Here is a 26857-nt window from a genome sequence, read left to right on the forward strand (position 1 = left end):
GGAGAAATCTAACAAAGATTTGCGGACAGTCGAGCAAAATTATACCTACTTTTCTATGGTTTCACCGAAATTTAAAAATTATTAAAAAGCAGTCTTCTAATGTATTAGACCAAGTAAAAATAGTTTTGTTGTTAGGAGAAACTATCTACATATAATTTTTTCTTTTTTACGTATTTACAGTATTTATTTACATTTAATCAGGATAAGTATATTTAAAGATGAATATGAAAATGTGAAATCTATGAAGTTAAAATTTTTAACAATGATGTTATGTGTGGCATTGCTCAGCGCATGTACGAAACAGGCAGAATCTGAGGCACCTCAAATTGATTATAAAGCTCAATTTGAAGAGTCGGACCGAAAAATTGGTGAATTTTTAGATCAGTTAGATAATCCAAATACCCCTCAAGAAGTTAAAGTTAAAATTTTATGTCATGACTATCCTGATGTGTATAAAAAACAATACATGCCTGCACTGATAGAAGTTTCACCAAAACCGTACACTGAAGAAAAATTATTGTCAGATTTGAAAAGTGCAACTGACTACTATAAAGGGACTTTGGGGATAAAATGTAATGAATAATATTTGAATTAAATCACGATAAAAATTTAAAAGTGTGAATTGATTGGCATTATTTGGTTATGCTAAATTTCTTCTGTTAATTACTTCAACTTTTCTCTGGATTTGAAATGCAGATCTTAAAATTTTTACAGAGTTTTAATACAGTCGGCACCTATTTAACACTTGCTTCCATCTTGCTTGTGGTCATGATCATTTATTTTTATGTAATTAATCCTGCATGAACATTTTGAAAGGAATAGGTCTTCTCATCTCTTACTTTTTTAAGAACGGAAGATGAATAATAGGATAGGGATATGAAATTTAAAATATTATTATTAAGTTTTATTGCCACTGGTTGCTATGCTAATGAAAGTACAGCTGACCCAGATATTTGTAATATCGTAAAAAAGGTCGCTTATAACGTAATGGAAGCACGACAGCAAAAGGTACCAGCACAAGATTTACAACAAATTGCCAATGGGTTAGCAGATGAAGAAGCCAAGCAGCTTTATCAAGACTTAATTAGCTCAGCTTATGCTGCCAAAGTATTTAAGACAAGTTTCTTTAAACGCCAAGCAATTGAAGATTTTCAAGCAGGATGGTATGAGGAATGTTTACGTAGAAATGAATAATAATTAAAAAATAATGAGTATTTAATTTTTAAGAACAACTAATTAGTTAAGAGAATGAAAAATAGACTGACAGGTCTGTCTAGGTGTTTTAATTTAAAAATAAAATTCGAATTTATAGGTATTTATTTAAAAATAAATGCTCCGAAGATGCCGCTGCATGTCGTTACCCTTGAACCCTAAAGTTCAAGGTGGAGGTGACGCATACTTGCTGGGTTTCCTACTCGGGGTAGGCATACGCTCTAAATATGCAGAACACCATCCTAAAGAGATGATATCGGCTCAGGGGAATCAGACCGGCTGGCGAACATCCCAGAGACAGCTTTAGTATAACTGATCTGGCTTCGTTGGCAATCATCTGAGCCTATCGAACTGTAAACTTACTTTGCGTTTGATGAAGCTTTATGCGAATTGTTTACACTATTTGTTCAACATCTTCCAAAATAGTCTGGAGTAAACGTTCACAATGCGCATATTCTTGCAAAGATTTATTTAAACTTAACACTTCTTGGGTGAGCTGTAGAGCTACCATGATGACAAGTTTATTATGCTCAACACGAGGTGCACTACGGCGCATATCGTTGAATTTTTCATTGAGAAGCTCAGCTGCACGTTCAAGCTCTTCTCTTTTATCAGAAGTCGTTGCAAGCCTAAAAGTTTGTTCAATCAGCCGAAGCTCTACCATGACTTGTTCACTCATGATTGTGTCTCCTCACCAGCTTCAGCATTTGGATGAGCAAGTTGCTGAATTTCTTGCGCATGTTGATCTTGAGCAGTACCTAAAATTGCTAAACGTTGAATGATGGCTTCAACTTTTGCTTTGGCAAGTTCATTTTTTTGTAACAAACGGTCACGATCTTGCTGCAAGTCGTGTAACTCTTGTTGAGTTTGACGTTGCTGTGACTGAAGTTTTTCTTTGGTAACGCGTAACTCATTACGCTCTGCCAAAATTTCCTGAAAACGATTTTTTAAATCGGTCGTACTTTTTTCTAGGCGGCTGTAACGCTCTGCAAGTGTGTTAGCATCTTGATTCAATTGTTGAAATTGGCCTTGTAACTGAGTGAGTTGCTCGGTTAATGTCTCAATTTCCTCTTGTTTTTTAGTGATGATGCTATTTTTTTGCACAACTTGTGCGTGATGCTCTGTTTCAGCCAGTTCTTTAGCTTCCGAGAGAGCAGAATTTTCACTCTCTAGATGATGTAAGCGTGTTTTTAAAACGCCAATATGCGCTTGTAGACGCTGTAATTGTTCTAACATAACGAGGTCGCACAGAATTGCAATCAAAGGTAATATATACGAAGTATAGAGATTGGATAAACGAATGCAAGACGATATTTCAGGCTGGACAGAATGGAACGCTCATTTTGAAGGAATTGAAGAAATTTCAAGCCCTAGTGAGTTACATGGTTTATTAACAGGTATTGTTTGTGTGACAGAAGCGCCTACGCGTGAAGAATGGACACAAATTTTAACAACTCTTAATGTGCCTGAGTTAAATGAAGAAGCTTTAGCGCTTTTAACAGATGAAGCAGAAGATGTAGCACATGCATTATCGGAAGATGAATTGGACTATTTACCAATGCTTCCAGATGATGAACATCTTCTTCAAGACCGTGTACAAGCGTTGTCAGATTGGTGTGCTGGCGTTGTGCTCGGTTTTGGTTTGGCATCGGGACATGTTCGTACAGATGAGCGTGAATTGATCGAACATTTACAAGATGTTGCAGCAGTAGAATTTGAAGACTCTGATAACGACGAAGAAGGCGAAAGCAGTTACGAAGAATTGTATGAATTTGTACGCCTTATTCCAGTGAGCTTATCTATTGGTAGAAAGAAAGTAACAGTGGCTGAAAGTTCATTGTTGAAAAACTTTTATGCAAAAAGTAAAACTTCTACTGTAGGCACCGCTGATCAAAATATTGTAGAAATGTTTACACCACATCGCCCAAGTTAATTGAGGCGATGTGTTATTGGCTGTGTTTAATTTTTTGACTTTAAAATTCTAAATCAAGTAGATCATTATGAAATTGCCTCAAGCTGATTTTCAACATCGCAGAAACCGTCTAGCAGAAAAAATGGGTCCAAACAGCATTGCGATTATTGCGACGCGTGAGGAAATGTACCGTAATCGTGATGCGGATTATAAATTCCGTGCCGATAGTAGTTTTTTCTATTTGACGGGTTTTGCAGAGCCTGAGGCAGTTGCTGTCATTGAAACGTTTGATGACGTTACAGACTATAGCTATAGTCTTTTTTGCCGTGAACGCAATCGTGAGATGGAAATCTGGAATGGTTATCGTGCGGGAATTGACGGCGCAATTGAAGAGTACGAAGCAGATGAAGCTTATGCAATTGATCTGCTTGATGAAGAAATTATTGAAAAATTATTAAATAAAGAGCGTCTTTATTATCGAATCGGACACAATGCTGCATTTGATGCCAGAGTAAGCCAATGGATCAAAAAAGCGAATGCTGAGCATCGTCATGAAGCCGCTCCAGCCCAGTTAGTTCAACTTGATCGCATTGTTGATGAAATGCGTTTAATCAAGTCACCGCAAGAAATTGAGCTGATGCAAATCGCTTCAACAATTAGTGCTAAGGCACATACTCGTGCAATGCAAACTGTTCGCCCCGGCATGATGGAATATGCACTAGAAGCTGAGCTTAATTATATCTTTGGGCAAAACGGCTGTGTGCCTTCTTACAACAGTATTGTTGGTGGCGGTGCCAATGCTTGTATTTTGCACTATGTTGAAAATAACCAAGCTCTTAAAGACGGTGATTTGGTTTTAATTGATGCTGCATGTGAATATGAGTTCTATGCATCGGATATTACCCGTACTTTTCCCGTAAACGGGAAATTTAGCCCCGAACAAAAAGCATTGTATGAAGTGGTATTAGCCTCTCAATATGCGGCGATTGATGCAGTACGTATAGGTAACTCATACCGTGAGCCTCATGAGGTGGCAGTCAAAATTTTAACGGAAGGCTTAGTTGATTTAGGTTTGCTCAAAGGTGATGTGAGTGAGCTGATTGAAACAGAAGCCTATCGTCAATTTTATATGCATGGTACAGGCCACTGGTTAGGTATGGATGTACATGATGTCGGTTCTTATAAAAAAGATGACGACTGGCGCCAATATGAAGAGGGCATGGTTGTTACTGTTGAACCCGGTTTATACATTGCACCAGATGATGAAACTGTAGATAAAAAATGGCGTGGTATTGGTATTCGTATTGAAGATGATGTGGTCGCAACGTCAAAAGGCCCACGAGTTTTAACTGCTGACGTGGTTAAAGATATTGCAGACATTGAACATTTAATGGCACAAGCTAAAGCATAATTAAACGTATTCGCCAAAGGAGCAAACTCGATGCAACAACAAGTGATTATTGTAGGTGGGGGTATGGTGGGCTTTCCCTAATGCTGGCGAAGGCTAATATCGCAGTCAAGCTATTAGAAGCTGTGAAATACCCAAACTATGATGATCAGAATGTTGCCCCTTATCATTCCAGTTTTGATGCGCGGAATACGGCTTTATCACGTCGTAGCGTACAGATTTATCAGAAGTTAGGGTTATGGGATGCCTTACAACAGCATGCCACTCCAATTTTGCAAGTTCACATTACTGAACAAGGCAGTTTTGGAAAAGCACGTTTAATTGCAGAACAAGAGAAAGTCGAAAGCTTTGGACAAGTCATTGAGAATGCGTGGCTCGGTCGTGTTTTATTGACTCAAGTACGCCAACAACCTTTGATTGAGCTAATTGATGGCGTACAAGTCACTGCTCTAACTCAAGACGCTGAACAGGTACATATCGAAGCTCAGCGTGGTGATGAAGTCTTAAAGCTTGAGTCAAAATTATTAATTGCAGCAGATGGGCGTGATTCTTTCTGTCGTCAAGCAATTGGTGTGGGTGTTGATGTCCACGACTATGATCAGGTTGCGATCGTTACGGCTGTTCAGACTTCAAAACCGCATGAGCATGTAGGGTTTGAACGTTTTAGTGCATTAGGGCCTTTAGCTTTGTTGCCATTACCGGGTGAATACCGTCGCTCAGTGGTATGGCCTGTTAAAAAAGGTACTGAAGGTGAGTGGTGGGTGAAGAAAACGACCAACACTTTTTAGATGCTTTGCAAAAAACTTATGGTGACAGAGCGGGTAAATTTGAAAAAACGGGTAAACGCTTTAGTTATCCGCTTTCACAAGTGCTTGCGCATAAACAAGCTGTTGGACGCGTTATTTTAATGGGTAATGCAGCGCATACAATCCATCCTGTTGCTGGGCAAGGTTTTAATTTATGTCTGCGTGATGCAGATGTATTGCTGCGTTATTTAGTGAACCAGTTAAGCGCATCTGATGATATTGGTAACCCAGATAATTTACTTGCCTATGAACAAGCCCGTTTATCTGACCAGCAGCGAGTAATTAAATTCTGCGATACCGTAGTTCGGGGCTTTAGTAACCAAAACCCATTATTAAAATTAATCCGTAATACGGGATTAATTGCATTTGATGTCATTCCGGGTGTGAAGCCACTGGTAGCAAACTATGCAATGGGGTTAAAAGCATGAGTGAAGTGTTAGATGTCGTCATTGTTGGTGGTGGACTAGTTGGTGGCTTAACTGCTTTATTACTTGCACAAGGTGGTGTACAGCCTACCGTGCTTGATGCTGCCCCTGTACTTGATGTTGAAAAAACATTAAGCGTGATGAATCCACGTGTTTTAGCACTTAGCCAAGCGACGATTCATTTACTTAAAACAGTCAATGTTTGGGATGATCTGGCACGTCAAATGCCTTATACCGGCATGCAAGTGTGGAATTTAAATGGCTATGGTGAAATTAATTTTGGCCATAAGTCTGTACAAAGACCAATGCCAGAGCAAGCCTTGGGTTCTATGGTTGAGCCAAGTGTATTGAATGTTGCTATTCAACAAAAAATGCTTGAGCAGTTAACAGATTATCGTACTCAAGTCCGTGTGACACGTATTGAACAAGGTGTCGGGTGTTGGCATATTCAATTGGCAGATGGCACAACACTTAAAACTAAACTGCTTATTGGTGCTGATGGCGCCAATTCATTTGTACGTGAACAAGCTTTTATTGACCTAGATGTACTAGATTACAAACAGGCAGCGATTAGCTGTGCGATTAAAACGTCTAAGCCTCATCATTATGTTGCTCGGCAAATCTTTTTATCTACTGGACCTTTGGCATATTTGCCGATGGCTAGTCTTGAAGAAAGTGAAAACGGTTATTGGCAGTCCATTGTCTGGACACTACCAGATGATTATGCTGATGAATATTCAGCTTTAAGTGATGCTGAGTTTATGCAACTTCTAACCCGTGAAAGCCAACATATGTTGGGTGAAGTGTTAGATGTTTGTTCAAGAGCACAATTTCCATTGAAAGCGCGCGCTGCAAAACAATACGTTAAAGCTGGCCTAGCCCTAATCGGTGATGCAGCTCATGTGATTCATCCACTTGCTGGACAAGGGGTGAATATTGGTTGTTTAGATGCAGCGATACTCTGTGATGCACTATTGCATGATTTAGGCCGTGGCGTATGGGCTGAACAAACCTTAATGCGTTATGAACACCGCCGTAAAGGACAGAATGATGCGATGATGCATAGTATGTCGGCAATTGGTTGGCTAGAAAGCAGTGAGCTATTTCCATTGATTTGGGCCCGAAATGTGGGACTCAAGCAAGTTGAACAAATTTCGTTCTTAAAAGAGCGCTTTATGCAACAAGCAAATGGTTTAGGGGCTTTACAAAACACCCAGTATAGTCGTTAAAATAATTACGAAGTTTATGCTCTACTGATCTAAATAAATATCAGTAGATATTTTTTAAACAATCATTTATATATCATTACCAATTCGGTCAGAAAAGATACGGATTTGACCAATTTGGCTCTTTGCTAAATGCAAAGAGATTGCTAAATTTCTGAGGTCTTGAAGACCATAGCGATGATGCAATACAAATCATTGTGGGGAGTGTAAAAATGACAGATATCAATGATTATGAAGATGCAGAAGATTCTGCTGTAGATGAAGATGAAGCCAAAGCGGCTGAAAGTGGTGCAGCTGATGAAGAAGCAGGCAACTTAACTGATGCCGATCTTGCAGAAGCAGAAACGCTTACCGTAACCGCGAAACAAAAACAACGCCAAGCGTTGGAAGATGAAGTCGCTGCGTTTTTAGCTCGTGGCGGAAGAATCACAGAAGTTCCACCAGATGAACATAGCGATCGTTAATATTAAAAAAGCATCACTTGAGTGATGCTTTTTTATTGCCCGTTTTATGATGATTTAAGGATGGTTTTGTAGTTCTTTTAAAATGCCGCATTCATCTACTGTACGGTCGGTAGAGCAGTGTTGTTTTAAATCGATTAGGGTTTCTTTTAAAAGCAATAGACGTTCAATCTTTTCCGATACTTCTATCAAGTATTTATTCACCAAATTATCAACTTCCGTACAAGCCCGTTTCGGCTGAGCTTTCATTTCTTTTAGTGTTTTAATATCACTGAGAGAAATATCTAATTCACGGCAATGTTTAATAAATAATAGGTCTGCGAGTGTTTGATCTGTGTAAACACGATAATTATTTTCTGAGCGCTGAATGCGGTCCAGCACACCTACTTTTTCGTAATAACGAATAGTATCGATCGGGACATCTGCTTTTTTTGATAATTGACCAATAGAAAGACTCATAAGACTTGACTCTGGAGCTACTCAAGGGTTTTTAATCACTATAAAAGAGTTTTTGAGGAAATAAAATGGCTGGATGTGGATGTGCTTCAACCTGCTCTCCTACAAAGAAAGCAAGCCCGCGCTTTAGAAAAGCGTTATGGATTGCTCTTGTAATTAATGCACTTATGTTTGTCGTTGAGATAGTCGGCGGTTATAAAGCCCAATCTGTTTCATTATGGGCAGATGCATTAGATTTTGCCGGAGATGCTGCAAATTATGCTCTGTCTTTAGTCGTGCTTTCGATGAGCCTTTACTGGCGTGCAACCGCAGCACTTGTTAAGGGTATAACGATGGCCGCTTTTGGGTTCTTCGTTATTGCAAAAGTCGTTTGGTCATTTTTTCATGGCGTTTCACCTGAACCGATGGTCATGGGGGCAATTGGGGTAATCGCTTTAATTGCTAACGTTTCTGTTGCTTTAATGCTTTATGCATTCCGCGATGGCGATGCCAATATGCGCTCTGTCTGGTTGTGTAGTCGAAATGATTCTATCGCCAACATTGCTGTTGTTTTGGCTGCTGTAGGCGTGTTTGGAACAGGCACTATATTTCCGGATTTATTCGTAGCCTTTGTTATTGCATATTTAGGTGTATCTTCGGGTTATGCTGTGATTAAGCAATCATTACAGGAACGAAAACAGTCAAAGGTGATGTTGGGTTCACAGGCTTAATTTTGATTGCATAAATAAAAAGTACCATTTAAGCATGGTACTTTTTAGTGTTTGAATGCATTAGATGAGAAGTGAAATTGCAATACTCCACATAACACAACCAATAAGAAAATCTAAAATTTTCCAAGCTTTTGGATTGGTAAATAGTGGTTTTAATAATCTTGCACCATAACCCAAACTGAAAAAGAAAATCCAAGAAGCAAGAATGCTGCCCAAGGCAAAACTGATTTTATCTTCTAGCTGAGTTGCAACCGAACCCATCAGTACAATGGTGTCTAAATAGACGTGTGGATTTAGCCAAGTAAAGGCAAGACAGGTTATAAGTGCTTGGGTTAGAGTCTGTTTTTGACTACCATCAAGCTCCATGCCTTGGTTAGTTTTAAACGCGGCATAGAAGGCTTTTGCACCGTAGACGAATAAGAACGTTGCCCCTAAATATTTAGCGACTGTGATTAAGATGGGTGATGCTGTCATAATTTCGGCAAAACCTAATACACCACAGGCGATTAAAATTGAATCGGACAGGGCACAAATTAAACATAGCCAAAATATATATTGCTGTTTAAGCCCTTGCTTTAGAACAAAAGCATTTTGGGCACCAATTGCTACAATTAGGCCGCTACCAATACCTAAACCTTTAAAAAACACACTCAGAGAAAGCATAACCATTAAGCAGAAACAAATCAGATGGGGGAATTATCTGACTTTTTATTAAGAAATAAGTAAAATTAAGAATATTTAGGTTTGGCTAAAAATAATTTAGGTTTTGTATGTTGGATAGTAAGCAGTGTGAAGCTTTTCTGGCGGTTGCAGAAGTCGGAAGTTTTGATGCAGCAGGAGAGCATTTATGTATAACTCCCTCTGCTGTATCACTACGTGTACAAGCCCTAGAAAAATATTTAGGGCAGATTTTAATAATACGTGGCCGTCCATGTGTGCTTACACAAGCAGGGCAAACCTTGCTCCAGCATTTACGTCATACAAGGTTAATGGAGCAAAATCTATTACAAGGTTTAATGGGCAAATCTTCTGAATCAGAATTTTATAAAATTGCGTTGGCTTCAAATGCAGACTCATTAGCAACTTGGCTTTTACCCAGTATTCAGCAAACATTGTTTAAAGAAAAAATAGTATTAGAGCTAAAAATTGACGATCAATCTCACACGCATACTTTGCTAGAAACAGGTCAGGTCAATGCATGTATTACAGCAGAAGAGCAGGTGATGGCAGGCTGTTTAGCCCAGCCTCTTGGTAAAATGCGCTATAAAATGCTGGCATCGGCCGAGTTTGTAAATCGGTGGTTTAGTGGTGGAATTAACCGAGAAGTTTTAAGAAAAACGCCGGCAGTTATTTTTAACCATAAAGATTTAATGCATTCAGAGGTTTTATTAAAAGGATACGGTTTACCGATGCAGAGTTATCCTTATAGTTTTATTCCGGCGACAGATGCTTTTGTTAAAGCAATTCAACTAGGTTTAGGCTATGGCATGGTGCCTGAACTTCAGGTTCAACCATTACTCGAAAATGGAACACTTGTTGATATTATGCCTGAGGCTCAACTTGATGTTCCTTTATATTGGCATCACTGGAAAAGACAGTCGAAACAACTTGATGTACTGACCGAGACCATTGTTGAATCAGCAAAACAGATATTGAGATAATTTTAGATCTTGGTTTTTAAATGGCGATTTGAAATGTGTTGAATATAAAACTCTATATCTTGTACTGAGTAACCTAAAAGTTGTCCGATTCTACGGTCGAGTTCTAGGCGCTCTTCAAGTTGAGTTGCTTTTAATGACCTTTCAATACATAACATGAGTTCATTCAAATCTGCTAAAGACGCATCTTTATAGATCAACATAATTGAAAAGGGGAGAGACAGAGAAGTTTCAATGTCTTTACTGATCATAGATAAAGACCCTTGTTCAAGATGCTTTATAAATTCAATGGGTAATAACTCATAAAAATAAGCGATAGGTTTTTTGCCTGAAAGTAATAATTCTAGTTCTTGTCCTTCATGCGGGCCAAGTTTTCCAAGTGATTCAGTCATATCAATACTCTTATTTTTTTATCTTTAATATTGTTATGCAAAATTTATGCGAGGTGATGACATAGGCGTTGGTCATCACCGTTTAGTTAATAAATTAAGATTGTGTCAGCTCAAGCGCACGTTGATAAGCGACTTTTTTCTTAATACCCGTTAAATCAGCAGCCAGTTGAGATGCTGCTTTAACTGATAAATCTTGAAGTAAGCGCTTTAAAAGCTCATCTAGTTTTTCTTGTTCCAGATCGGTTTTTTCTGGTGCACCGCCAACTACAAGAACAATTTCACCTTTTTCTTGGTTATGGTCATTTTCAATAAAACTAACCAAATCTTTTAAGGTCATTTTTTTGATCGTTTCAAATGTTTTGGTAATTTCACGTGCGAAACCTACAGGGCGGTTTTCACCAAATACTTCAGCCATATTTTTTACACATTCTAAAATACGATGTGGCGCTTCATAGAAAATTAAGGTTTGAGTTTCATTTTTAAGCTTTTCGAGTTGCGAAATACGTTGAGAAGCCTTTGATGGTAAAAAGCCTTCAAAACTAAAACGGTCACTTGGTAGACCTACAGCACTTAAAGCAGCAATTGCAGCACATGCACCCGGTACAGGTACAACCCTAATACCATTTTCTTGAGCAGCACGAACCAGTTTAAACCCAGGGTCACTAATAAGTGGTGTGCCTGCATCACTAATCAAAGCAATATTTTCACCAGCAAGTAGCTTTTGAACTAACTGCTCAATTTTGTTGCTTTCATTATGGTCGTGGCATGCGGTAAGTGGGGTAGATATATTATAGTGTTTGAATAATTGAGCTGATTGGCGTGTATCTTCGGCAGCAACAACAGAAACTGATTTTAAGATATCAATTGCACGGAAAGTCATATCATCTAAGTGCCCGATTGGGGTGGCTACAACAAATAACTGAGCACTCATTTGGTTTTTACTCCGTACAGATAAACAATTTTAATGGGTTAGTGTACCCGAAATTATGTTTTTGGCGTGAACAATGTCAGTAGGCTTTTTATTTTTCGAAACATCTGCTTTTGATTTGTTCAATTCAAAAATAAAAAGGTATAGAACCAGCATTAACAGCATTTACATTTTTAATTGGGGAAACAAAAAAATTATGTTAGTTGCACAGCAGTTGGGCCAATGGGCGGAACAAACAGCACTAAAACTTTTAAAAGAACAAAATTATGAATGGGTCGCCAGTAATTATCATTCACGCCGTGGAGAGGTCGATCTGATTGTAAAACGTGGTAACGAATTGATTTTTGTTGAGGTAAAAGCGCGAGGGCAGGGAAATTATGGTCAAGCTTGTGAAATGGTGACCTTGAGCAAACAGAAAAAAATAATTAAGACGGCGATGAGGTTTTTACAGCGCTACCCATCTTATCAGGATTTTTATTGTCGTTTTGATGTGATTTGTTTTGATTTTCCACAGAAAATTGCAAAAACAGTACAGCAAGACTTTTCAAAATTCCATTATGATCTGCAATGGATCGAAAATGCATTTACTTTGGATTAAGAGTTCATTACTCTTTTGAGCAAATTAAAGACTGATGTTTTATGATCAAGCCAAGAAGAGATTGATAGGAGTCTGGTGGAGTGTTGAAACGTATTGCTGTAACAGCGCTTTGTGTCGCAAGTTTGTCAGGTTGCGCAAGTTTTATTTCTGGTGGAACAGGTACAGCTCCAGTTGGAACAGATAGTGGTGTACGTAGCTTAGGCCAAGTATTTATTGATTCTTCAATTAAGCGTACAGCGAATATTAACCTCTATAAGCTTGATCAGCGTTTTAAACAATCTCGTATTAACATCGAAAGCTTCCATAGCACAGTATTGTTAACTGGACAGGTGCCAGACCCATACTTAAAACAGTTGGCAGAAGACAACGTTAAAGCCATGAGTGATGTGAAAGCCGTACATAACTATATTACGGTGGGTAACAAAGTAAGCTATAACACGATCATGCAAGATGCTGGGGTAACCGCAAATACACGTGCTTTATTAATGAAAGCGCCAGTAGTATCGGACAGTAAAGTACTGGTTCATACCGAAGATGGTGTTTTATATGTGATGGGTCGTTTAAACACAGCTGAAATTAATGACTTAAACAATGTGCTTCAAAATGTCGGTAACGTGACTAAGATTGTAACGCTCATTGATAATATTGATTTAGCGCCTGCTCCGGCAGCGAGTACTGCCAGTGCAACAACTACACCAGTAATTAATAACGTTCTTGCTCAACCAACAGTTCAAACTCCTGTTGCAATTGATCCGGACCAAACAGATCCAGCATCTTCTGCACAATAAAATATGAACCTGATTGAACAATTACAAAGCAAAATTGAGCAGGCGAGAACTCTTTATAAAGAGTTCCGTCTGTATGATTTGGGGAGCTTTGCTCTAAACCGTTTTACACCCAAAGATGGTTTTGAGCAGGTTTTAAATGTGCGTTATGGCTTAAAGCCTCGCCATCGTCTAGATATTTATCGTTCTACTAAGCGCTTAGCTCATCGACCACTCATTGTTTTTGTACATGGGGGTGCTTGGCAACATGGTAATAAACGAGACTATTTATTTGTGGGTGAAGCGTTTACTAAAGAAGGTTATGACGTTGCTGTCATTAACTATCAGCTCGCACCAAAGAATATTTTTCCAAGTTATGTCGATGACTTAACGCAAGCGTTAAACTATTTACACCAGAACCAAGAAAAATTGGAAATCTCGACAGAGAATATTGTGCTTATGGGACATTCGGCAGGTGCATTTAATGTGATGTCTGCTGTTTATCATCCAAAGCCAAATACAATTCAGTGTTTAGGTAATATTAAAGCAATTTTTGGTTTGGCAGGTCCTTATCATTTTGATTATAAAGGTGATCCGCTTGCCGAAGATGCTTTTGATCAAAGCATTTCTTATAAAGAAGTGATGCCATATTATTTTGTAAATCAAAATCATATTAAGCATTATCTGCTCATGGCTGAAAATGATCAGCTTGTAAAAAAAGAAAATACCTTTGATCTTGATCAGGCACTTAGACAAAGCGGAAATCACAGTCATATCGCTGTGATTCCTAAAACAGGTCATATTACAATTTTGGCGAGTTTATCGAGTTTTGTAAGTCATTACTTCCGAACTAAACGGACCATTTTGCACTTTCTGGATGAAGTATTTTAAAACATCAGTTCGAGAGCGCAGATTACTTCGCTTGAGTAATCTGCGTAATCATTGCGTGTGCAATACTGCCTTTAAATGGAATTTCAGGTAACTGATCAAATTTAAAGAATTGTGCATCGGCAATTTCATCTTCTTGCAAAGAAATTTCACCTGACTCATATTCAGCTCTAAATGCAATCATGAGATTGCTTGGAAAAGGCCAAGGTTGGCTTGACATATATTGGATATTTTTGAGTTTAAGCCCCACTTCTTCTAAAGCTTCGCGCTGAACAGCTTCTTCAAGCGTTTCCCCAACTTCTACAAATCCTGCGATCAAGCCATACATATTGGTTTTATTGTGAATAGATTTCGCCAATAAAATTTCATCATCGCCTTTAGTAATGATGGTGATAATACATGGGTTTACACGCGGATATTGGTGGTAGCGACAAGAAGGGCACACCATAGCATATTCTGTAGGGTGTACTTCGGTAGCATGCCCACAGTGGCTACAAAACTTGTGATTACGTCGCCATTCGAGCAACTGTACAGCACGACTTGCCTGTAAAAATTGTTCTTTTGACCAGTTGGAAATAAGTTGACGAATTGGAACGAGTTGCAGGCCTTCCGGAATGGCTTCTTCACTCAACAGGTCACGTGCAATGACCTGTTCATCATGAGTGAAAAGCAGATCACTTGCTAACTTTTCGACTTTGGGTAATTGAAGGTTTTGGTCAACCAATAATTGTTGATGATGAAAAATATAAGCAAGTGATAACTCAGACATTAAGCTGCCTTTTTTTGAAGTTGTTGACTACTTAGCAATGCTACATCAAACATGGATTGTAGAACAGGCTGTTTATTTTTTAAATTGTCAACTAACATATCTAGCCCAGCTAAAACGTTAAAAATACAGTGAATCTGATCATGATTGAAAGGCTGATTTTGATCGATTTGCTGTTGTACAAACTTGGCAGTTTCAAGTAAAGCATTTTGTTGAACTGTGCTTCCTAAAAATTCAGCCGCGCCAGCCAACTCTTTTAAAGAGCCTGCAATTGCTTCAATATTTTGAGTTTGATCGTTGGCATAGAGAGTCAAACTTTGACATACAAAATCGGTTAAATTTTTGGTCTCATTCAATAATGTCTGATGTGCTTCATCTAAACGATCTAGAGAGATATTGGTATTGTTCACACGAATTTGTAGACGGTTAGATGAATAATGGCGCACCAAAATACCAATGGCATTCATGGCAGATAAAATGCTTTTCATCAACTGCTGAGCATAGTTTTCATTACTCAAGATATTGATTTGGCTTAAACTGCTGGCTTGTTGAGAAAGCTCTGAAGCAGCTTCATTTAAGTTGAGTAATTTAAAAGTATGAGCAAGCTGCATAAGATTGCTTTGTAGTTGCTGAGCTTTTTCTGGTGACATGTTTTGGTAGTTATATTCAATATCATTACGAACTTTATTCATTTCGCTTAAGATTAATTGACTTACCGTTTGCATGGTATCAAAGTCTGGACCATACAAGTGTTGGCTCAGTGCTTTAAGTTGAGTGTCGGTGAGAAACTCATGACCAATGTTTAACTGACTACGGATTTGCTGCGCAAGTTGGTCTTCTTGTCCAATCACAATACTCAGGATATCTGCTAGAGCAGTTAAGTTTGCTTCAAAGCCTTCAGGTGAAGCTAAAAATAAACTTATGGCATTTTCAAGGTTAATGAACACACGTAGGCGAGCATCATTTAAAACAAGTTCATCAATATGACTAAAGGCAGAGTTCACCAATTGCCAGTATTGCTGGCTTGGTTGACCTTGAGCCATGCTCACTAAATAACTGCCAATCAGTTTAAATGCTTGAAAGTCTCGAGCACTTTCAGTTTTATTTAAAAATTGATGTAGTGATAATTTATAAAGCTGATGGATAAACTGAGTTCTTTCATTAATAAGCACTTCGGGTAACGGTAACTCAAGTGAAGCTGTTGAAAGCTTTGATGCAATCTGTTTTCCAGAAGAGGTTAGTGGCTTATTTAAAGCTTTTTCTAAATTATTTAAGGTGTCTAAAAGAAACTGAGGTACTTCGACTTCACGTAAACAGATGAATTCAATATAACGTTTAACCATGGTTGTGCCTTCACTTAAAGCAACAACGTCATCGGTATTGATGTGCTCTGGATTCGCCATAATCTTTTGCATCAACTCGGTTGAATATTGAGTGATTTTTGCCAAATACGGAATATCAATGAGACGTAAGACGTGAGTACATTGTTTAAATTGTTCTAATGCATCATCAATACCAAAAGGGAGAGCCTGTTCTTCAATTAAGGTACTTACAGCGCCTTCCACCAGTTTTATTGAATTATCAATTTCATTTTTAATGATGAGTAACGCTGTTGGATCAAATTGAATCGAATTATGCTCAGACATAAAAAATTCCCCTTTGCAAAAAAATCAATTGTTATATTCGTCATGGCTCAATAGTTTGAGCTAAAAATCTATACGACTAATATAACTTAACTTGCAAAAGGGGAAACTAAAAAACATTAGAGAATCAAAAATTTATTTTGCAAAAAGGCAAGGTTCTCCATGTTTTTTCTCAAATTCTTTGACCCAAGTCTCATGTATGTTTAGCTCCTCATCTGAAGGGTAAATAACAGGTAATTCAATTTGAACTCTAGCTTTAGTCGTTTTTTGCTGGTCACTTTCACTTTGTGATAGGGCATCCATATCAAAGGAAACTTGACCACCGGTCATTGCCAAGTAAACATCAGAAAGAATTTCAGCATCGAGTAATGCGCCGTGGAAAGTACGGTCACGCGCTGGAATTTCATAACGTCTAACTAAGGCATCAAGTGAGTTTTTCTGCCCAGGATGCTTATTTTTCGCTAAAGCTAAAGTATCGGTAACTTCACAAACTTCTGAAAGAGCAGGTAACCCAACACGTTTAAACTCCATATCTAAGAAGTTCATATCGAAGGTTGCGTTATGGGCAATAATTTCTGCGCCTTTTAGGTATTCAAATAAGGTATCTGCAATTTCTGCATATTTTGGTTTGTCGACCAAAAACTCATCTGTAATACCGTGGACTTGAACAGAGTCACCCACTGGTTTTTCAGGATTAATATAAATGTGAATCGAACTACCCGTAAGCTTACGGTTAATCATTTCGATGGCACCGACTTCAATAATGCGGTCACCATCTTGGAAATAGAAACCAGTTGTTTCCGTATCGAGTATGAGTTGTCTTGGGCCTTGTAATTTAAGCTTGGCTTCAGTCATCACAATTTGTGGATGAATATTGGTATTTTGCTGTTGTTCTTCTTGTTCTACAGCCTCAACTACATTCATTTCTTCATCCACAACAATCATCTCAACTTCTTGTGTCTGCTCTAAAGTGATAGTTTCATCTTCGGTTGTTTCAACCAGATCGAATCCGAAAGGATCGTCTAGTAACCAGTCTTGTTCAGGCTTTTTTATATCTTGCGATACAGTGGCTGACTGTGGTTGCTTAAGTTCTTGAGCAGTTTTGTCTGCACCTAAATTCGCAAGTTGGTCAGCCATTTCATTACCTGCATGTCCTGCATGGCCTTTAATCCAGTTCCATTCAATATTTCTACCCGCACAAACGGCATCGAGTTTTTGCCATAGGTCAGGATTTTTAACATCTTTCCAGTTTTTCTTTTTCCAACCATGAATCCATTCTGTAATGCCTTGCTTCACATAATTTGAGTCTGTCCAGACAATTAATTGAGCATCAGGAGGGCAAAAAGAAATTCCTTCAATAGCCGCAGTAAGTTCCATACGGTTATTTGTTGTGTCGGGTTCACCGCCAAATAATTTATGTTCACCCTGTTCGGTAATGACATATGCACCCCAACCGCCTAAACCCGGATTGCCACGACATGCACCATCAACATACAGTGTGATTGTTTGAGACATAAATCGAAACCTAAACTGAAAGAAAAAGAGCTGAATTTGGTGTATTGTATACGCAAAAAGTTCGGTTCCATCGTTACAAAGCAAGCTTTTTTTAATTTCTTGTAACATTTCCATGCAAATGACATTAAATTATTGCCTTGTCTATCTTGCATGCTTTACTACAATGGCATCGAAGACCTAGGGTTTGTGGGCAGACCCCAAGAAATATTACGCGAGTTGTTTGGAAGTTTTTATGTATAAACCAACCACATTTGTGTGGCAGCCATCTGCAGCATCATTATTCAAAATTACAGTCCTTAGCTCTGCTTTAGCTGCGTTGGGTATTACAACAGGCTGTTCTTCGACTCCGCAATCTGCAAAAACCTCGAAAACAAAACAGGTGAGTGGAGCAGGCTATCTTGATGCAAGCAGTCTGGACTCTTTAGAAGACTTACTTTCAGCAACAGATATGCGTGCTGTAGAGGGCGACCGTTTACTTATTTTAAAACACGGTGATGTCTGGAAGCGTATGGCCGTAGGCTTCAAAATGGACCTCAATCATTGGGATCCACGTATTGAAGCACAGCGTAGTTGGTTTATCTCACGTCAGCCCTACCTTGACCGCTTAAGTGCTCGCGCAAGTCGTTATTTATATCATACTGTTAAAGAAGCAGAACGCCGTGGTCTTCCAACCGAACTTGCGTTATTACCAGTGATTGAAAGTTCATATGACCCAGCTGCAACAAGTAGTGCGGCGGCGGCGGGTTTATGGCAATTTATTCCAAGTACTGGTCGTATTTATGGTTTACAACAAACGGGTATGTACGACGGACGCCGTGATGTTGTGGAATCTACTCGTGCTGCCTATGAGTTTTTAGGAAGCTTATATAACCAGTTCGGTTCATGGGAATTAGCTTTGGCTGCTTATAATGCTGGTCCGGGTCGTATTCAACAGGCGATTAACCGAAATCAGGCTGCTGGTTTGCCAACAGACTATTGGTCACTAAAATTACCGCAAGAAACCATGAACTATGTTCCGCGTTTCTTGGCTGTTGCACAAATTATTAAAAACCCACGCGCTTATGGGGTTTCGTTACCTCCGATTGCAAACAGGCCCCATTTCCGTGAAGTTACCTTATCTGCACCATTATCTTTAAATGAAATCGCATCGGTAACGGGCCTTAGCCGTGCTGAGTTATATGCATTAAACCCAGGCTATCGTGGTGAAACAGTAGACCCTGCAAGTCCAATGCGTATTTTGATTCCAGCTGATATAAGTCCTTCAGTGGATAACAAGTTAAAAGGGATGAAAGCCGGTGGAAGTTCAGGCTGGTGGGCAAGTGTTACTTCGCCGTCTAAACCGACCACAACGACTTCAACTTCAGTCACAGTTCGAACTACTCCATCAACTCCAGCTCAGCCAGTAAGACCATCGACACCTGCTAAAACAAGTAGCAGCTCGGTAACGGTAAAAACTGCAACACCTCGTGGTTCTGATGCGCTAGCTGCTTTTGCAGCGTCAGCTGATGTACCAAGTGCACCACGTATTCCTGTTGCGGTCACTCCGGCTGCAAATATCAAACCTGTGAGAACGGAACCGCCAATTTCAGCAACTGAACGCGAGAAAATTTTAGCGGCAGTGCGTGCTGAAGGGGAAAAGGAAACAGTTGATCAAGCTTTAGAACCTCAAGCTACTCAAGCTGAAAAAGATCAAGTTGTTGCCGAGTTAAAAGCACTTGCACCTCAGGGTACAGAAATTGTCGATCCGTATGATGGCAAAATTAAGTTAACCGCAATTCAGACCAGCCAATCTGTTGCTGAGCAGCAAGGTAAAGAAGTAAGTAAAGGTTTTGCTTATCCAAAAACTTTAGCTGAAGATGCAACTCTTGCAAACTCTGAAGATGCTCAGCGCAATAAAGATAAGCCTTATATTAAGACTGATACAGATGTTGTGGTTGTACAGCCTAAAGGTAAGCGTAGTACTTATACAGTACAACCTGGCGATACTTTAGCAGTTATTGCCATGAAGAATGGTGTGAACTGGCGTGATGTAGCTAAATGGAACCAGATTGACCCTGAAAAGACTTTATTTGTAGGAACCAGTCTATATCTCTATGATGCTAAGCCTCAAGAGGCGGAAACTACGGCAAAATCGGCAGCTAAACCTGATGTCTATGTTGTTCAAGCAAATGACAGTTTAACAGGAGTGGCAAATCAATTTAATTTGTCAGTGAAACAGCTAGCTGAATATAACGATTTGTCTGTAACAGATGGCTTGTTTGTAGGGCAAAAATTACAGTTAAAAGAACCTAAAGGTAATCGTGCTGCTAAAGTAGAGCCAAAGGCAATTCAAGCAAGTACACGTCGTATTGCAACAAAGAGTTATACGGTTAAACGTGGCGAATACTTGAAATTAATTGCAGACCGTTATGCATTATCTAATCAAGAGTTGGCAGACCTAACACCAGGGTTATCAGCTGGTAGTAATTTAATTGTAGGCCAAAAAATTAATGTACCTGCAAAAGAAATCACTGTTGATGAAGTTGATGACAGCAAGGCTTCTGGTAAATATGAAAAGCTTGCAGCAGGTCCATCATATAAAACTGAAAGTTATAAAGTGCAGCGTGGTGATACATTATCAAGCATTGCGACCAAGTCTAAAATTAGCCTAGCTGAGCTTGCTGAACTGAACAACTTAAAAGCGAACAGTCATGTCCAACTGGGACAAACTCTAAAAGTTCCGGCTGGTGCATCAGTTCCTGACCAATATGTTGTGCAGTCAGGCGATAGCTTAAATGCAATTGCAGCTAAATATAACTTACAAACCAGTTATTTGGCTGATTTGAATGGTTTGTCACGTACTGCAGGCCTTCGTGCTGGTCAGCGTTTAAAATTAACTGGTGAAGTTGAAACAACTAGCAAAGTTTCGGCTAAAAATACCAAAGAAGAAACACCAGAGACCTACACAGTTAAATCTGGTGATAGCCTAGGAAATATCGCCAACCGCTATCATTTACAGTTAGATTACCTTGCTGCATTGAACGGTTTGTCTCGCAACAGTAATGTTCGTGTTGGTCAACGCTTAAAATTAACAGGTGATTTACCAACAGTAGAAACAGCTAAAACGGATACAGCAAAATCGTCTCCAAAAGCTGTAGTTGCAGGAAAAAATACTGAAAAGTACACGGTTAAGGCTGGTGAGTCGTTAAATGCTATTGCGAGTCGTGCAGGTATTTCAGTTCGTGAACTTGCTGAAATGAATGCATTAAAAGCAAATGCCAATTTACAGCGTGGACAAAATATTGTGATTCCAAAAACTGTAGTGGAATACAAAGTCAAACGTGGTGATACCTTAATTGGTCTTGCGAGTAAATATGGTTTAGAAACCACTTTACTGGCGGAACTCAACAACCTAACACCGTCGACTCAATTGCGTATTGGCGATATCATTAAAGTGCCTAATTTATAGAATAATTAGTACTTTATGCAAAAGTTATATTCTCAACTGAGCCTGCTAGTCGGGCTCAGTGTTTTTTCGCAAGCTATATTCTCTGCTCAGCAAACCACGCCGTATATCGCAATTCATTCTAAGCCTAAATATTTGGCAATGGCTGCTATGCCTTATGCCAACCCGAATGCACCTAAAGGCGGAGTATTGAGTCAGGCTGCGCAAGGGACATTTGATAACTTAAACAGTATGAACGGTAAGGGAAATGCGACAGAAGGGGTAAATTATCTTTTTGATACCTTAATGACCCAGTCACTTGATGAAGTGGGCGTGTTATATCCACTCTTGGCAGAAAAAGTTTCGTATGATCCTATAAAAACCCAGTCAGTTACTTTTTATTTAAACCCAAAAGCTCGATTTAGTAATGGACTGCCCGTAACAGCTGAAGATGTGAAATTTAGCTTTGATACCTATCAAACCAAATCTAATTTTGGTCTACAAATGTATCTTGCAGACTTAGCGAAAACAGAAGTGATAAACCCACATCAAGTTAAATTCACTTTTAAGTCCAGCCATAATCCTAAAATGCCATTTGTTGTGGCGAGTTTACCGATTTACTCAAAAGCAGATTGGCAGAAACGTGATTTTACCCGTATTAGCTTGCAACCGATTATAGGTTCAGGGCCTTATGTTGTTGAGAAAATTGATGCAGGTCGGAGTATTAGTTATAAACGTAATCCAAATTATTGGGCAAAGGACTTACCTATTAATAAAGGGCGCTATAACTTCGATCATTTAAAGTATGTTTATTACCGAAATTGGGACATTGCATTCGAAGGTTTTAAATCTGGGCAATATACTTTGCATGAAGAAACTAATCCAAAAAAATGGGTCACTGACTATCATTTTCCGGCTGTAAAAGCAGGTTTGGTAACGCAATATAAATTTAGACATCATAACCCCATTGCAACCGAGAGTTATGTTTTTAACACACGGCGCAAACCTTTCAATGACATCCGCTTTAGACAAGCTTTAACTTATGCCTATGATTTTGAATGGCAAAATAAAGCTTTGTTTTACGGACAATATCAAAGACTACAAAGTTATTTTGAAAATAGTGATTTGGCAGCGACAGGTCGACCTTCAAACAATGAACTGGCCATACTAAAGCCTCTTTTGCTAAAGCTCTCTCCAGTCATGCAAAAAGCTGTTTTGGCTGATTGGAAATATCCTGTCTCGGATGCCAGTGGTTTTAACCGGCAAAACCTATTACTTGCTAGACAGTTGCTGATTGAGGCGGGTTATAAAATTAAAGAAGGGCAGTTATATACGCCCGAAGGCAAACCTGTACAAATTGAGTTTCTCATTCAGCAAGATGGCAAACAAAGAACACTGATGCCATTTGTAAGAAATTTAAAAAAATTAGGAATTAATATTAATTTACGGCAGGTTGATGCGCCGCAATATTTAGAACGTACACGCCGTTATGACTTTGACATGACTACGATGAATTTGCCGCAATCTTTAAACCCGGGCAATGAACAGGCTCAGTTCTGGGGAAGTGCAGCAGCAGTTCAAAATGGCAACTATAACTACGCTGGTATTCGTAATCCGGTAATTGATGAGGTGATTTCAAAACTGGTCACTGCCAAAGACCGTGAACAGCAAATCACTTATACTCATGTTCTTGACCGATTGCTTCGTGCAGGATATTACCAGATCCCGACTTATGGAAAAGGGGATTATTGGTATGCGTACTGGAATATGTATCAGCAGCCTAAAGTGAAACCTGTGCTCTCTGCCGGTATAGAGTATTGGTGGAGTAATGCAAACCAAGCTAAGAAAGTTGCTCAATATTTACATCAACAATAAAAGCACGTACCTAAAGGAAATCCTGTTATATGGGTTCATATATTCTAAAGCGACTTCTTTTAATGATTCCAACGTTGTTCATTATTTTATTGATCAACTTTGTGGTCGTGCAAATTGCGCCGGGTGGACCAGTTGAACAGGCAATTCATGAAGTAGAAAGTGGCTTAGGAGCAGGGCGTATATTAGGCACTGAAATGTACTATCAAGGTGCTAAAGGATTAAGTCCTGAAATGGTCGAGCAAATTAAAGCACAGTACGGGTTTGACCATTCTCCAGTAGAACGTTTTTTACTGATGTTAAAAGGCTATTTGACTTTAGACTTTGGACAAAGCTTTTTTAAAGATAAATCAGTGGTTGAGCTGCTCTGGGAAAAAATGCCTGTGTCAATTTCACTTGGGCTATGGAGCACTTTGCTGATTTATCTTATTTCAATTCCACTTGGAATTAAAAAAGCGAAGCAACAAGGGACATGGTTTGATCGTTCCACTTCTTTATTGCTAGTGGTGGGTTATGCAGTACCCAGCTTTGTCTTTGGCATACTGCTTATTGTCTTTTTTGCTGGTGGTTCATATTTTCAGTGGTTTCCATTACAAAACCTAGTGTCAGATAATTTTTATCAATTGAGTTGGTTCGGAAAAATTACGGACTATTTATGGCACATGACGTTGCCGCTTATTACCATGGTGTTGGGTGGTTTTGCGAGCTTAACTTATTTAACCAAATATTCATTTTTAGAAGAACTCAATAAACCTTATGTCTTGGCAGCTTATGCAAAAGGTTTAAATAGCCAGCAAGTCTTATATAAACATGTATTCCGTAATGCCATTCTAGTGGTTCTTGCTGGATTGCCTGAGGCTTTAGCAGGCATTTTCTTTGTGGGAAATCTTTTTATTGAAATTATTTTTCACCTAGACGGTGTAGGATTGTTGGGCTTTGAAGCAATTGTTCAGCGAGACTATCCGGTTATTTTTGGCGTATTGTTTTTCTTCACGCTGTTTAGCCTGCTTTTACGTCTTATTTGCGATGTACTGTATCAATGGATTGATCCGCGTATTCACTTTGACGCACAAGGAGGCAAATAATGTCTTTTATTGTGCGGTCACGGCTGCAAAAGTTTAGGCAACATAAATTAGGGTGGGCAAGCTTTATCTTGTTTAGTCTTATTTTGATGATGTCCTTAGCTGCTGAGCTCATTGCTAACGACAAACCATTGTTGGTGAAATATGAGGACGCTTATTATTTGCCTATCTTTAAAACATATCCCGAAACCACTTTTGGTGGCGTGTTTGAAACAGAAGCAGATTATAAAGATCCCGCTGTACAAGAACTCATTAATCATAAAGGCTGGACTATTTGGCCCCTCATAAGATTTTCTTACCAGACTCCTAATTTAGACTTGGCTGTACCTGTGCCATCGCCACCTTCTAAGCAGAACTGGTTAGGAACAGATGACCAAGGGCGAGACGTGCTTGCACGTATTCTCTATGGGCTTAGAGTCTCATTACTTTTCGGCTTGGCTTTAACAGGTTGTGCAGCACTACTTGGCATTTTTGTGGGCGCTATACAAGGCTACTATGGTGGCTGGGTCGATTTGTTAGGGCAACGATTGATAGAAGTCTGGAATGGTTTACCCATGCTCTTTATGGTCATGATTTTGGTCAGCATGTTTACCCCAAATGTATATTGGTTATTTTTTATTATGCTGTTCTTTAGCTGGACTGTACTTGTGGGAATTGTCCGTGCCGAATTTTTAAAAGCGCGTCAACTTGACTATGTGCGTGCGGCTCAGGCTTTAGGTGTAACTGATAGAGCAATTATCTTTAAGCACATTTTGCCAAATGCCATAAGTTCTAGTCTATCGCAGTTACCTTTTATTTTGACCACTAATATTATTGCTTTAACCGCACTTGATTTCTTGGGCTATGGCTTGCCGCCAGATGCAGCCTCTTTAGGTGAGTTGTTGTTGCAAGGTAAAAATAACTTAGACGCACCGTGGTTGGCTTTATCTGGGTTTTTTAGCTTAGCTTTTGTATTGTCATTATTAATTTATATTGGGGAGGCGGCACGTGATTTTGACCCAAGAAAATAACTTAAATGTAGATGCTAGATTGCTAAATATAGAAAACCTTTCAATCTCTACGCAAGATCAGCCTTTATTAGAAGGTCTCAATTTACACTTACAAGCCAGAGATACGCTTGCAATTGTAGGTGAGAGTGGTTCAGGTAAAACAATAAGCTGCTTGGCGATGATGGGATTATTACCAGAAAAATTAAAAACATCTGGTCGTATTATTATTGATTCAAAAAATATTTTAGAAATAGACGAAAAGACTAGAACTTATTTACGTGGCCATCATATTGCCATGATTTTTCAGGAGCCTTCTACAGCTTTCAACCCATTACATCGGGTTGAAAAAATTGTCGGTGAAAATTTTATTTTACAAGGTAGATCAAAATCGAAAGCTCAGCAGCAGGTAATTCAATTATTAAAAGATGTAGGAATCGCTAATCCAGAGTACATTTTAAAACGTTATCCGCATGAGCTTTCAGGTGGTCAAAAACAGCGGGTGATGATTGCGGCTGCGCTAGCTCTTCAACCTAAAATTTTAATTGCAGATGAACCAACTACCGCGCTTGATGTGATTTTACAGACGCAAATTTTAGAATTATTAAAATCTTTGCAAAGCAAATATGGTATGGCACTGATTTTGATTAGCCATGATTTGAATTTGGTACGCCGTTATGCTGATGAACTGATTGTATTACATAAAGGACAAGTTGTAGAGCAAGGTCAGCTTCAGCAGATCTTTAAAAATCCTGCTTCAATTTATACCCAGCAATTATTAGATCATGATCTTGGTTTCGCTGAGCAACATTCAACTAGTCATAAAATTTTATCTGTTCAACAACTCAATGTTAAATATCCAATGCGACGTGGTTTCTTTAACCGAATTCAGGGTTATACCAATGCGGTTGAAAATGTAAATTTTGAGCTTGCTCAAGGCGAAGCATTAGGCGTTGTGGGTGAAAGTGGATCCGGAAAATCTTCATTGGCTTTGGCTCTGGTTCGATTAATTAAAAGTGAGGGACAGATTAACTTTCTAGGGCAAGATATAAACCGCTTAGAACAAAAAGCTTTACGCAAGATCAGGTCAGACTTACAGATTGTTTTCCAAGATCCATTTGGTAGTCTAAACCCACGTATGACGGTAGGGCAGATTGTTGCTGAAGGGTTAAAAGTCAAAGCGATAGCTGATAAAGAAATTAAACAGCAAGTTGAATCAGCTTTGATAAAAGTTGAGTTGGCAGAGGGCTTTCAACATCGCTATCCACATGAACTTTCTGGTGGGCAACGACAACGTGTTGCTTTAGCGAGAGCTTTAGTAGTTCAACCTAAACTTTTAATTTTAGATGAACCAACGTCTGCCTTAGACCGAACCACGCAAAAAGCGATGATTCAATTATTACGACGTTTACAACAAACAGAGCACTTGAGCTATATTTTTATTAGTCATGATTTAAATGTGGTCAAAGCACTGTGTCATAAAGTGATGGTATTACGACATGCAAAAGTTGTGGAATATCAGCCGACTGAGCAGTTATTTAATGCCCCAAAAACTGAATATACCAAGCAGTTAATTGCGGCAAGTTATTAAATTTATTTAATAAGATCCTGTTTTATAATAATAAATTTTATTTAAATTTTTAATGCAAAAAGTTGCATTTTTTTATATTTTTTAAATTTGACATGTGCTATTGTCAGTTATCGATTTTCCCTTGACATGACCTA

At 38.8% G+C, this 26857-nt stretch carries 26 protein-coding genes, 1 other RNA gene and 1 pseudogene; 18 read left to right on the forward strand and 10 right to left on the reverse strand.

What is annotated here, in order from left to right:
* The first annotated feature begins 241 nt into the window (after positions 1-241).
* The 3 genes from C1642_RS09895 (at position 242) to C1642_RS09905 (ending at position 1194) form a co-directional block, all read left to right on the forward strand.
* Entirely contained in the window at positions 242-583 is a 342-nt protein-coding gene (locus C1642_RS09895) for a hypothetical protein (protein WP_005132872.1), read from the forward strand.
* A 107-nt stretch (positions 584-690) separates the two neighbouring features.
* The gene (locus C1642_RS09900) at positions 691-804 is read left to right on the forward strand and encodes a hypothetical protein (RefSeq protein WP_001166305.1); all 114 of its coding nucleotides are present in this window, start codon (positions 691-693) and stop codon (positions 802-804) included.
* 72 nt (positions 805-876) lie between these two features.
* Positions 877-1194 (forward strand): hypothetical protein, encoded by a 318-nt coding sequence (locus C1642_RS09905; protein ID WP_004747965.1) that lies wholly within the window; start codon positions 877-879, stop codon positions 1192-1194.
* Positions 1195-1328: 134 nt separating this feature from the next.
* On the opposite strand, the gene ssrS is transcribed toward C1642_RS09905, so the two are convergent.
* The 3 genes from ssrS to C1642_RS09920 all read right to left on the reverse strand — a co-directional run bounded on the left by ssrS (position 1329) and on the right by C1642_RS09920 (position 2448).
* Positions 1329-1513: non-coding RNA, 6S RNA (gene ssrS / locus C1642_RS09910), on the reverse strand.
* Between the two features lie 93 nt (positions 1514-1606).
* A complete protein-coding gene (locus C1642_RS09915) occupies positions 1607-1891 on the reverse strand; it encodes a cell division protein ZapA (protein WP_000003719.1) in 285 nt (94 codons plus the stop codon).
* Entirely contained in the window at positions 1888-2448 is a 561-nt protein-coding gene (locus C1642_RS09920; protein ID WP_000893185.1) for a hypothetical protein, read from the reverse strand. Before C1642_RS09920 ends, C1642_RS09915 begins: the two co-directional genes overlap by 4 nt.
* A gap of 64 nt (positions 2449-2512) precedes the next feature.
* Between C1642_RS09920 and C1642_RS09925 the strand changes: the two genes are divergently transcribed.
* The 5 genes and pseudogenes from C1642_RS09925 (at position 2513) to C1642_RS09945 (ending at position 7453) form a co-directional block, all read left to right on the forward strand.
* On the forward strand, positions 2513-3145 hold the full coding sequence (locus tag C1642_RS09925) for a UPF0149 family protein (protein ID WP_001150153.1): 633 nt from the start codon (positions 2513-2515) through the stop codon (positions 3143-3145).
* Between the two features lie 67 nt (positions 3146-3212).
* Positions 3213-4535 carry a Xaa-Pro aminopeptidase gene (gene pepP / locus C1642_RS09930; protein WP_002046001.1) on the forward strand — a complete coding sequence of 441 codons (1323 nt, stop codon included), beginning with the start codon at positions 3213-3215 and terminating at the stop codon, positions 4533-4535.
* Between the two features lie 30 nt (positions 4536-4565).
* Positions 4566-5766 (forward strand): annotated as a pseudogene (locus C1642_RS09935) (FAD-dependent monooxygenase).
* The gene (locus C1642_RS09940; protein WP_103236268.1) at positions 5763-6992 is read left to right on the forward strand and encodes an FAD-dependent monooxygenase; all 1230 of its coding nucleotides are present in this window, start codon (positions 5763-5765) and stop codon (positions 6990-6992) included. Before C1642_RS09935 ends, C1642_RS09940 begins: the two are co-directional and overlap by 4 nt.
* A gap of 209 nt (positions 6993-7201) precedes the next feature.
* Complete coding sequence (locus C1642_RS09945; protein ID WP_000129799.1) at positions 7202-7453, forward strand: hypothetical protein; 252 nt, start codon at positions 7202-7204, stop codon at positions 7451-7453.
* Between the two features lie 54 nt (positions 7454-7507).
* Here the strand turns inward: C1642_RS09945 and C1642_RS09950 are convergent, their stop codons facing one another.
* Positions 7508-7909, reverse strand: coding sequence for a MerR family transcriptional regulator (locus C1642_RS09950; RefSeq protein WP_000058923.1), 402 nt, complete (start codon positions 7907-7909; stop codon positions 7508-7510).
* Between the two features lie 65 nt (positions 7910-7974).
* Between C1642_RS09950 and C1642_RS09955 the strand changes: the two genes are divergently transcribed.
* Positions 7975-8616, forward strand: a complete 642-nt coding sequence (locus C1642_RS09955; protein WP_000896578.1) for a cation transporter — start codon at positions 7975-7977, stop codon at positions 8614-8616.
* Between the two features lie 60 nt (positions 8617-8676).
* On the opposite strand, the gene C1642_RS09960 is transcribed toward C1642_RS09955, so the two are convergent.
* Positions 8677-9279 carry a LysE/ArgO family amino acid transporter gene (locus C1642_RS09960; protein ID WP_098732666.1) on the reverse strand — a complete coding sequence of 201 codons (603 nt, stop codon included), beginning with the start codon at positions 9277-9279 and terminating at the stop codon, positions 8677-8679.
* Positions 9280-9386: 107 nt separating this feature from the next.
* On the opposite strand from C1642_RS09960, the gene C1642_RS09965 reads away from it, so the two are divergent.
* On the forward strand, positions 9387-10277 hold the full coding sequence (locus tag C1642_RS09965) for a LysR family transcriptional regulator ArgP (RefSeq protein WP_000887363.1): 891 nt from the start codon (positions 9387-9389) through the stop codon (positions 10275-10277).
* Between the two features lie 2 nt (positions 10278-10279).
* Here the strand turns inward: C1642_RS09965 and C1642_RS09970 are convergent, their stop codons facing one another.
* On the reverse strand, positions 10280-10666 hold the full coding sequence (locus tag C1642_RS09970) for a hypothetical protein (protein ID WP_000140378.1): 387 nt from the start codon (positions 10664-10666) through the stop codon (positions 10280-10282).
* A 94-nt stretch (positions 10667-10760) separates the two neighbouring features.
* Entirely contained in the window at positions 10761-11597 is an 837-nt protein-coding gene (gene rsmI / locus C1642_RS09975) for a 16S rRNA (cytidine(1402)-2'-O)-methyltransferase (RefSeq protein WP_001275992.1), read from the reverse strand.
* A gap of 193 nt (positions 11598-11790) precedes the next feature.
* On the opposite strand from rsmI, the gene C1642_RS09980 reads away from it, so the two are divergent.
* From C1642_RS09980 to C1642_RS09990, 3 genes are all read left to right on the forward strand, one after another.
* Positions 11791-12192, forward strand: a complete 402-nt coding sequence (locus C1642_RS09980; RefSeq protein ID WP_000959396.1) for a YraN family protein — start codon at positions 11791-11793, stop codon at positions 12190-12192.
* Between the two features lie 80 nt (positions 12193-12272).
* The gene (locus C1642_RS09985; RefSeq protein ID WP_000919363.1) at positions 12273-12980 is read left to right on the forward strand and encodes a BON domain-containing protein; all 708 of its coding nucleotides are present in this window, start codon (positions 12273-12275) and stop codon (positions 12978-12980) included.
* Between the two features lie 3 nt (positions 12981-12983).
* A complete protein-coding gene (locus C1642_RS09990; protein WP_001048903.1) occupies positions 12984-13847 on the forward strand; it encodes an alpha/beta hydrolase in 864 nt (287 codons plus the stop codon).
* A 22-nt stretch (positions 13848-13869) separates the two neighbouring features.
* On the opposite strand, the gene nudC is transcribed toward C1642_RS09990, so the two are convergent.
* The 3 genes from nudC to dnaQ form a co-directional block, all read right to left on the reverse strand.
* Positions 13870-14613, reverse strand: coding sequence for an NAD(+) diphosphatase (gene nudC / locus C1642_RS09995; protein ID WP_001292948.1), 744 nt, complete (start codon positions 14611-14613; stop codon positions 13870-13872).
* Positions 14613-16256: a chemotaxis protein gene (locus tag C1642_RS10000; protein WP_103236269.1), complete on the reverse strand. Its 1644-nt coding sequence runs from the start codon at positions 16254-16256 to the stop codon at positions 14613-14615. Before C1642_RS10000 ends, nudC begins: the two co-directional genes overlap by 1 nt.
* Positions 16257-16388: 132 nt before the next feature.
* On the reverse strand, positions 16389-17768 hold the full coding sequence (gene dnaQ / locus C1642_RS10005) for a DNA polymerase III subunit epsilon (RefSeq protein WP_000084041.1): 1380 nt from the start codon (positions 17766-17768) through the stop codon (positions 16389-16391).
* A 232-nt stretch (positions 17769-18000) separates the two neighbouring features.
* On the opposite strand from dnaQ, the gene C1642_RS10010 reads away from it, so the two are divergent.
* The 5 genes from C1642_RS10010 to C1642_RS10030 are packed head-to-tail and all read left to right on the forward strand — an operon-like array spanning position 18001 to position 26723.
* Complete coding sequence (locus C1642_RS10010) at positions 18001-21216, forward strand: lytic transglycosylase (protein ID WP_002067523.1); 3216 nt, start codon at positions 18001-18003, stop codon at positions 21214-21216.
* 15 nt (positions 21217-21231) lie between these two features.
* The gene (locus tag C1642_RS10015; protein ID WP_213064271.1) at positions 21232-23067 is read left to right on the forward strand and encodes an extracellular solute-binding protein; all 1836 of its coding nucleotides are present in this window, start codon (positions 21232-21234) and stop codon (positions 23065-23067) included.
* Between the two features lie 29 nt (positions 23068-23096).
* Positions 23097-24149: a microcin C ABC transporter permease YejB gene (locus tag C1642_RS10020; protein WP_000536102.1), complete on the forward strand. Its 1053-nt coding sequence runs from the start codon at positions 23097-23099 to the stop codon at positions 24147-24149.
* Positions 24149-25156 (forward strand): ABC transporter permease, encoded by a 1008-nt coding sequence (locus C1642_RS10025; protein WP_103236270.1) that lies wholly within the window; start codon positions 24149-24151, stop codon positions 25154-25156. The genes C1642_RS10020 and C1642_RS10025 overlap by 1 nt, the downstream gene beginning before the upstream one ends.
* Positions 25134-26723, forward strand: coding sequence for an ABC transporter ATP-binding protein (locus tag C1642_RS10030; protein WP_103236271.1), 1590 nt, complete (start codon positions 25134-25136; stop codon positions 26721-26723). Before C1642_RS10025 ends, C1642_RS10030 begins: the two co-directional genes overlap by 23 nt.
* Positions 26724-26857: the final 134 nt, after the last annotated feature.

The sequence above is a fragment of the Acinetobacter sp. AKBS16 genome (assembly GCF_002899995.1).
GTDB lineage: Bacteria > Pseudomonadota > Gammaproteobacteria > Pseudomonadales > Moraxellaceae > Acinetobacter > Acinetobacter baumannii.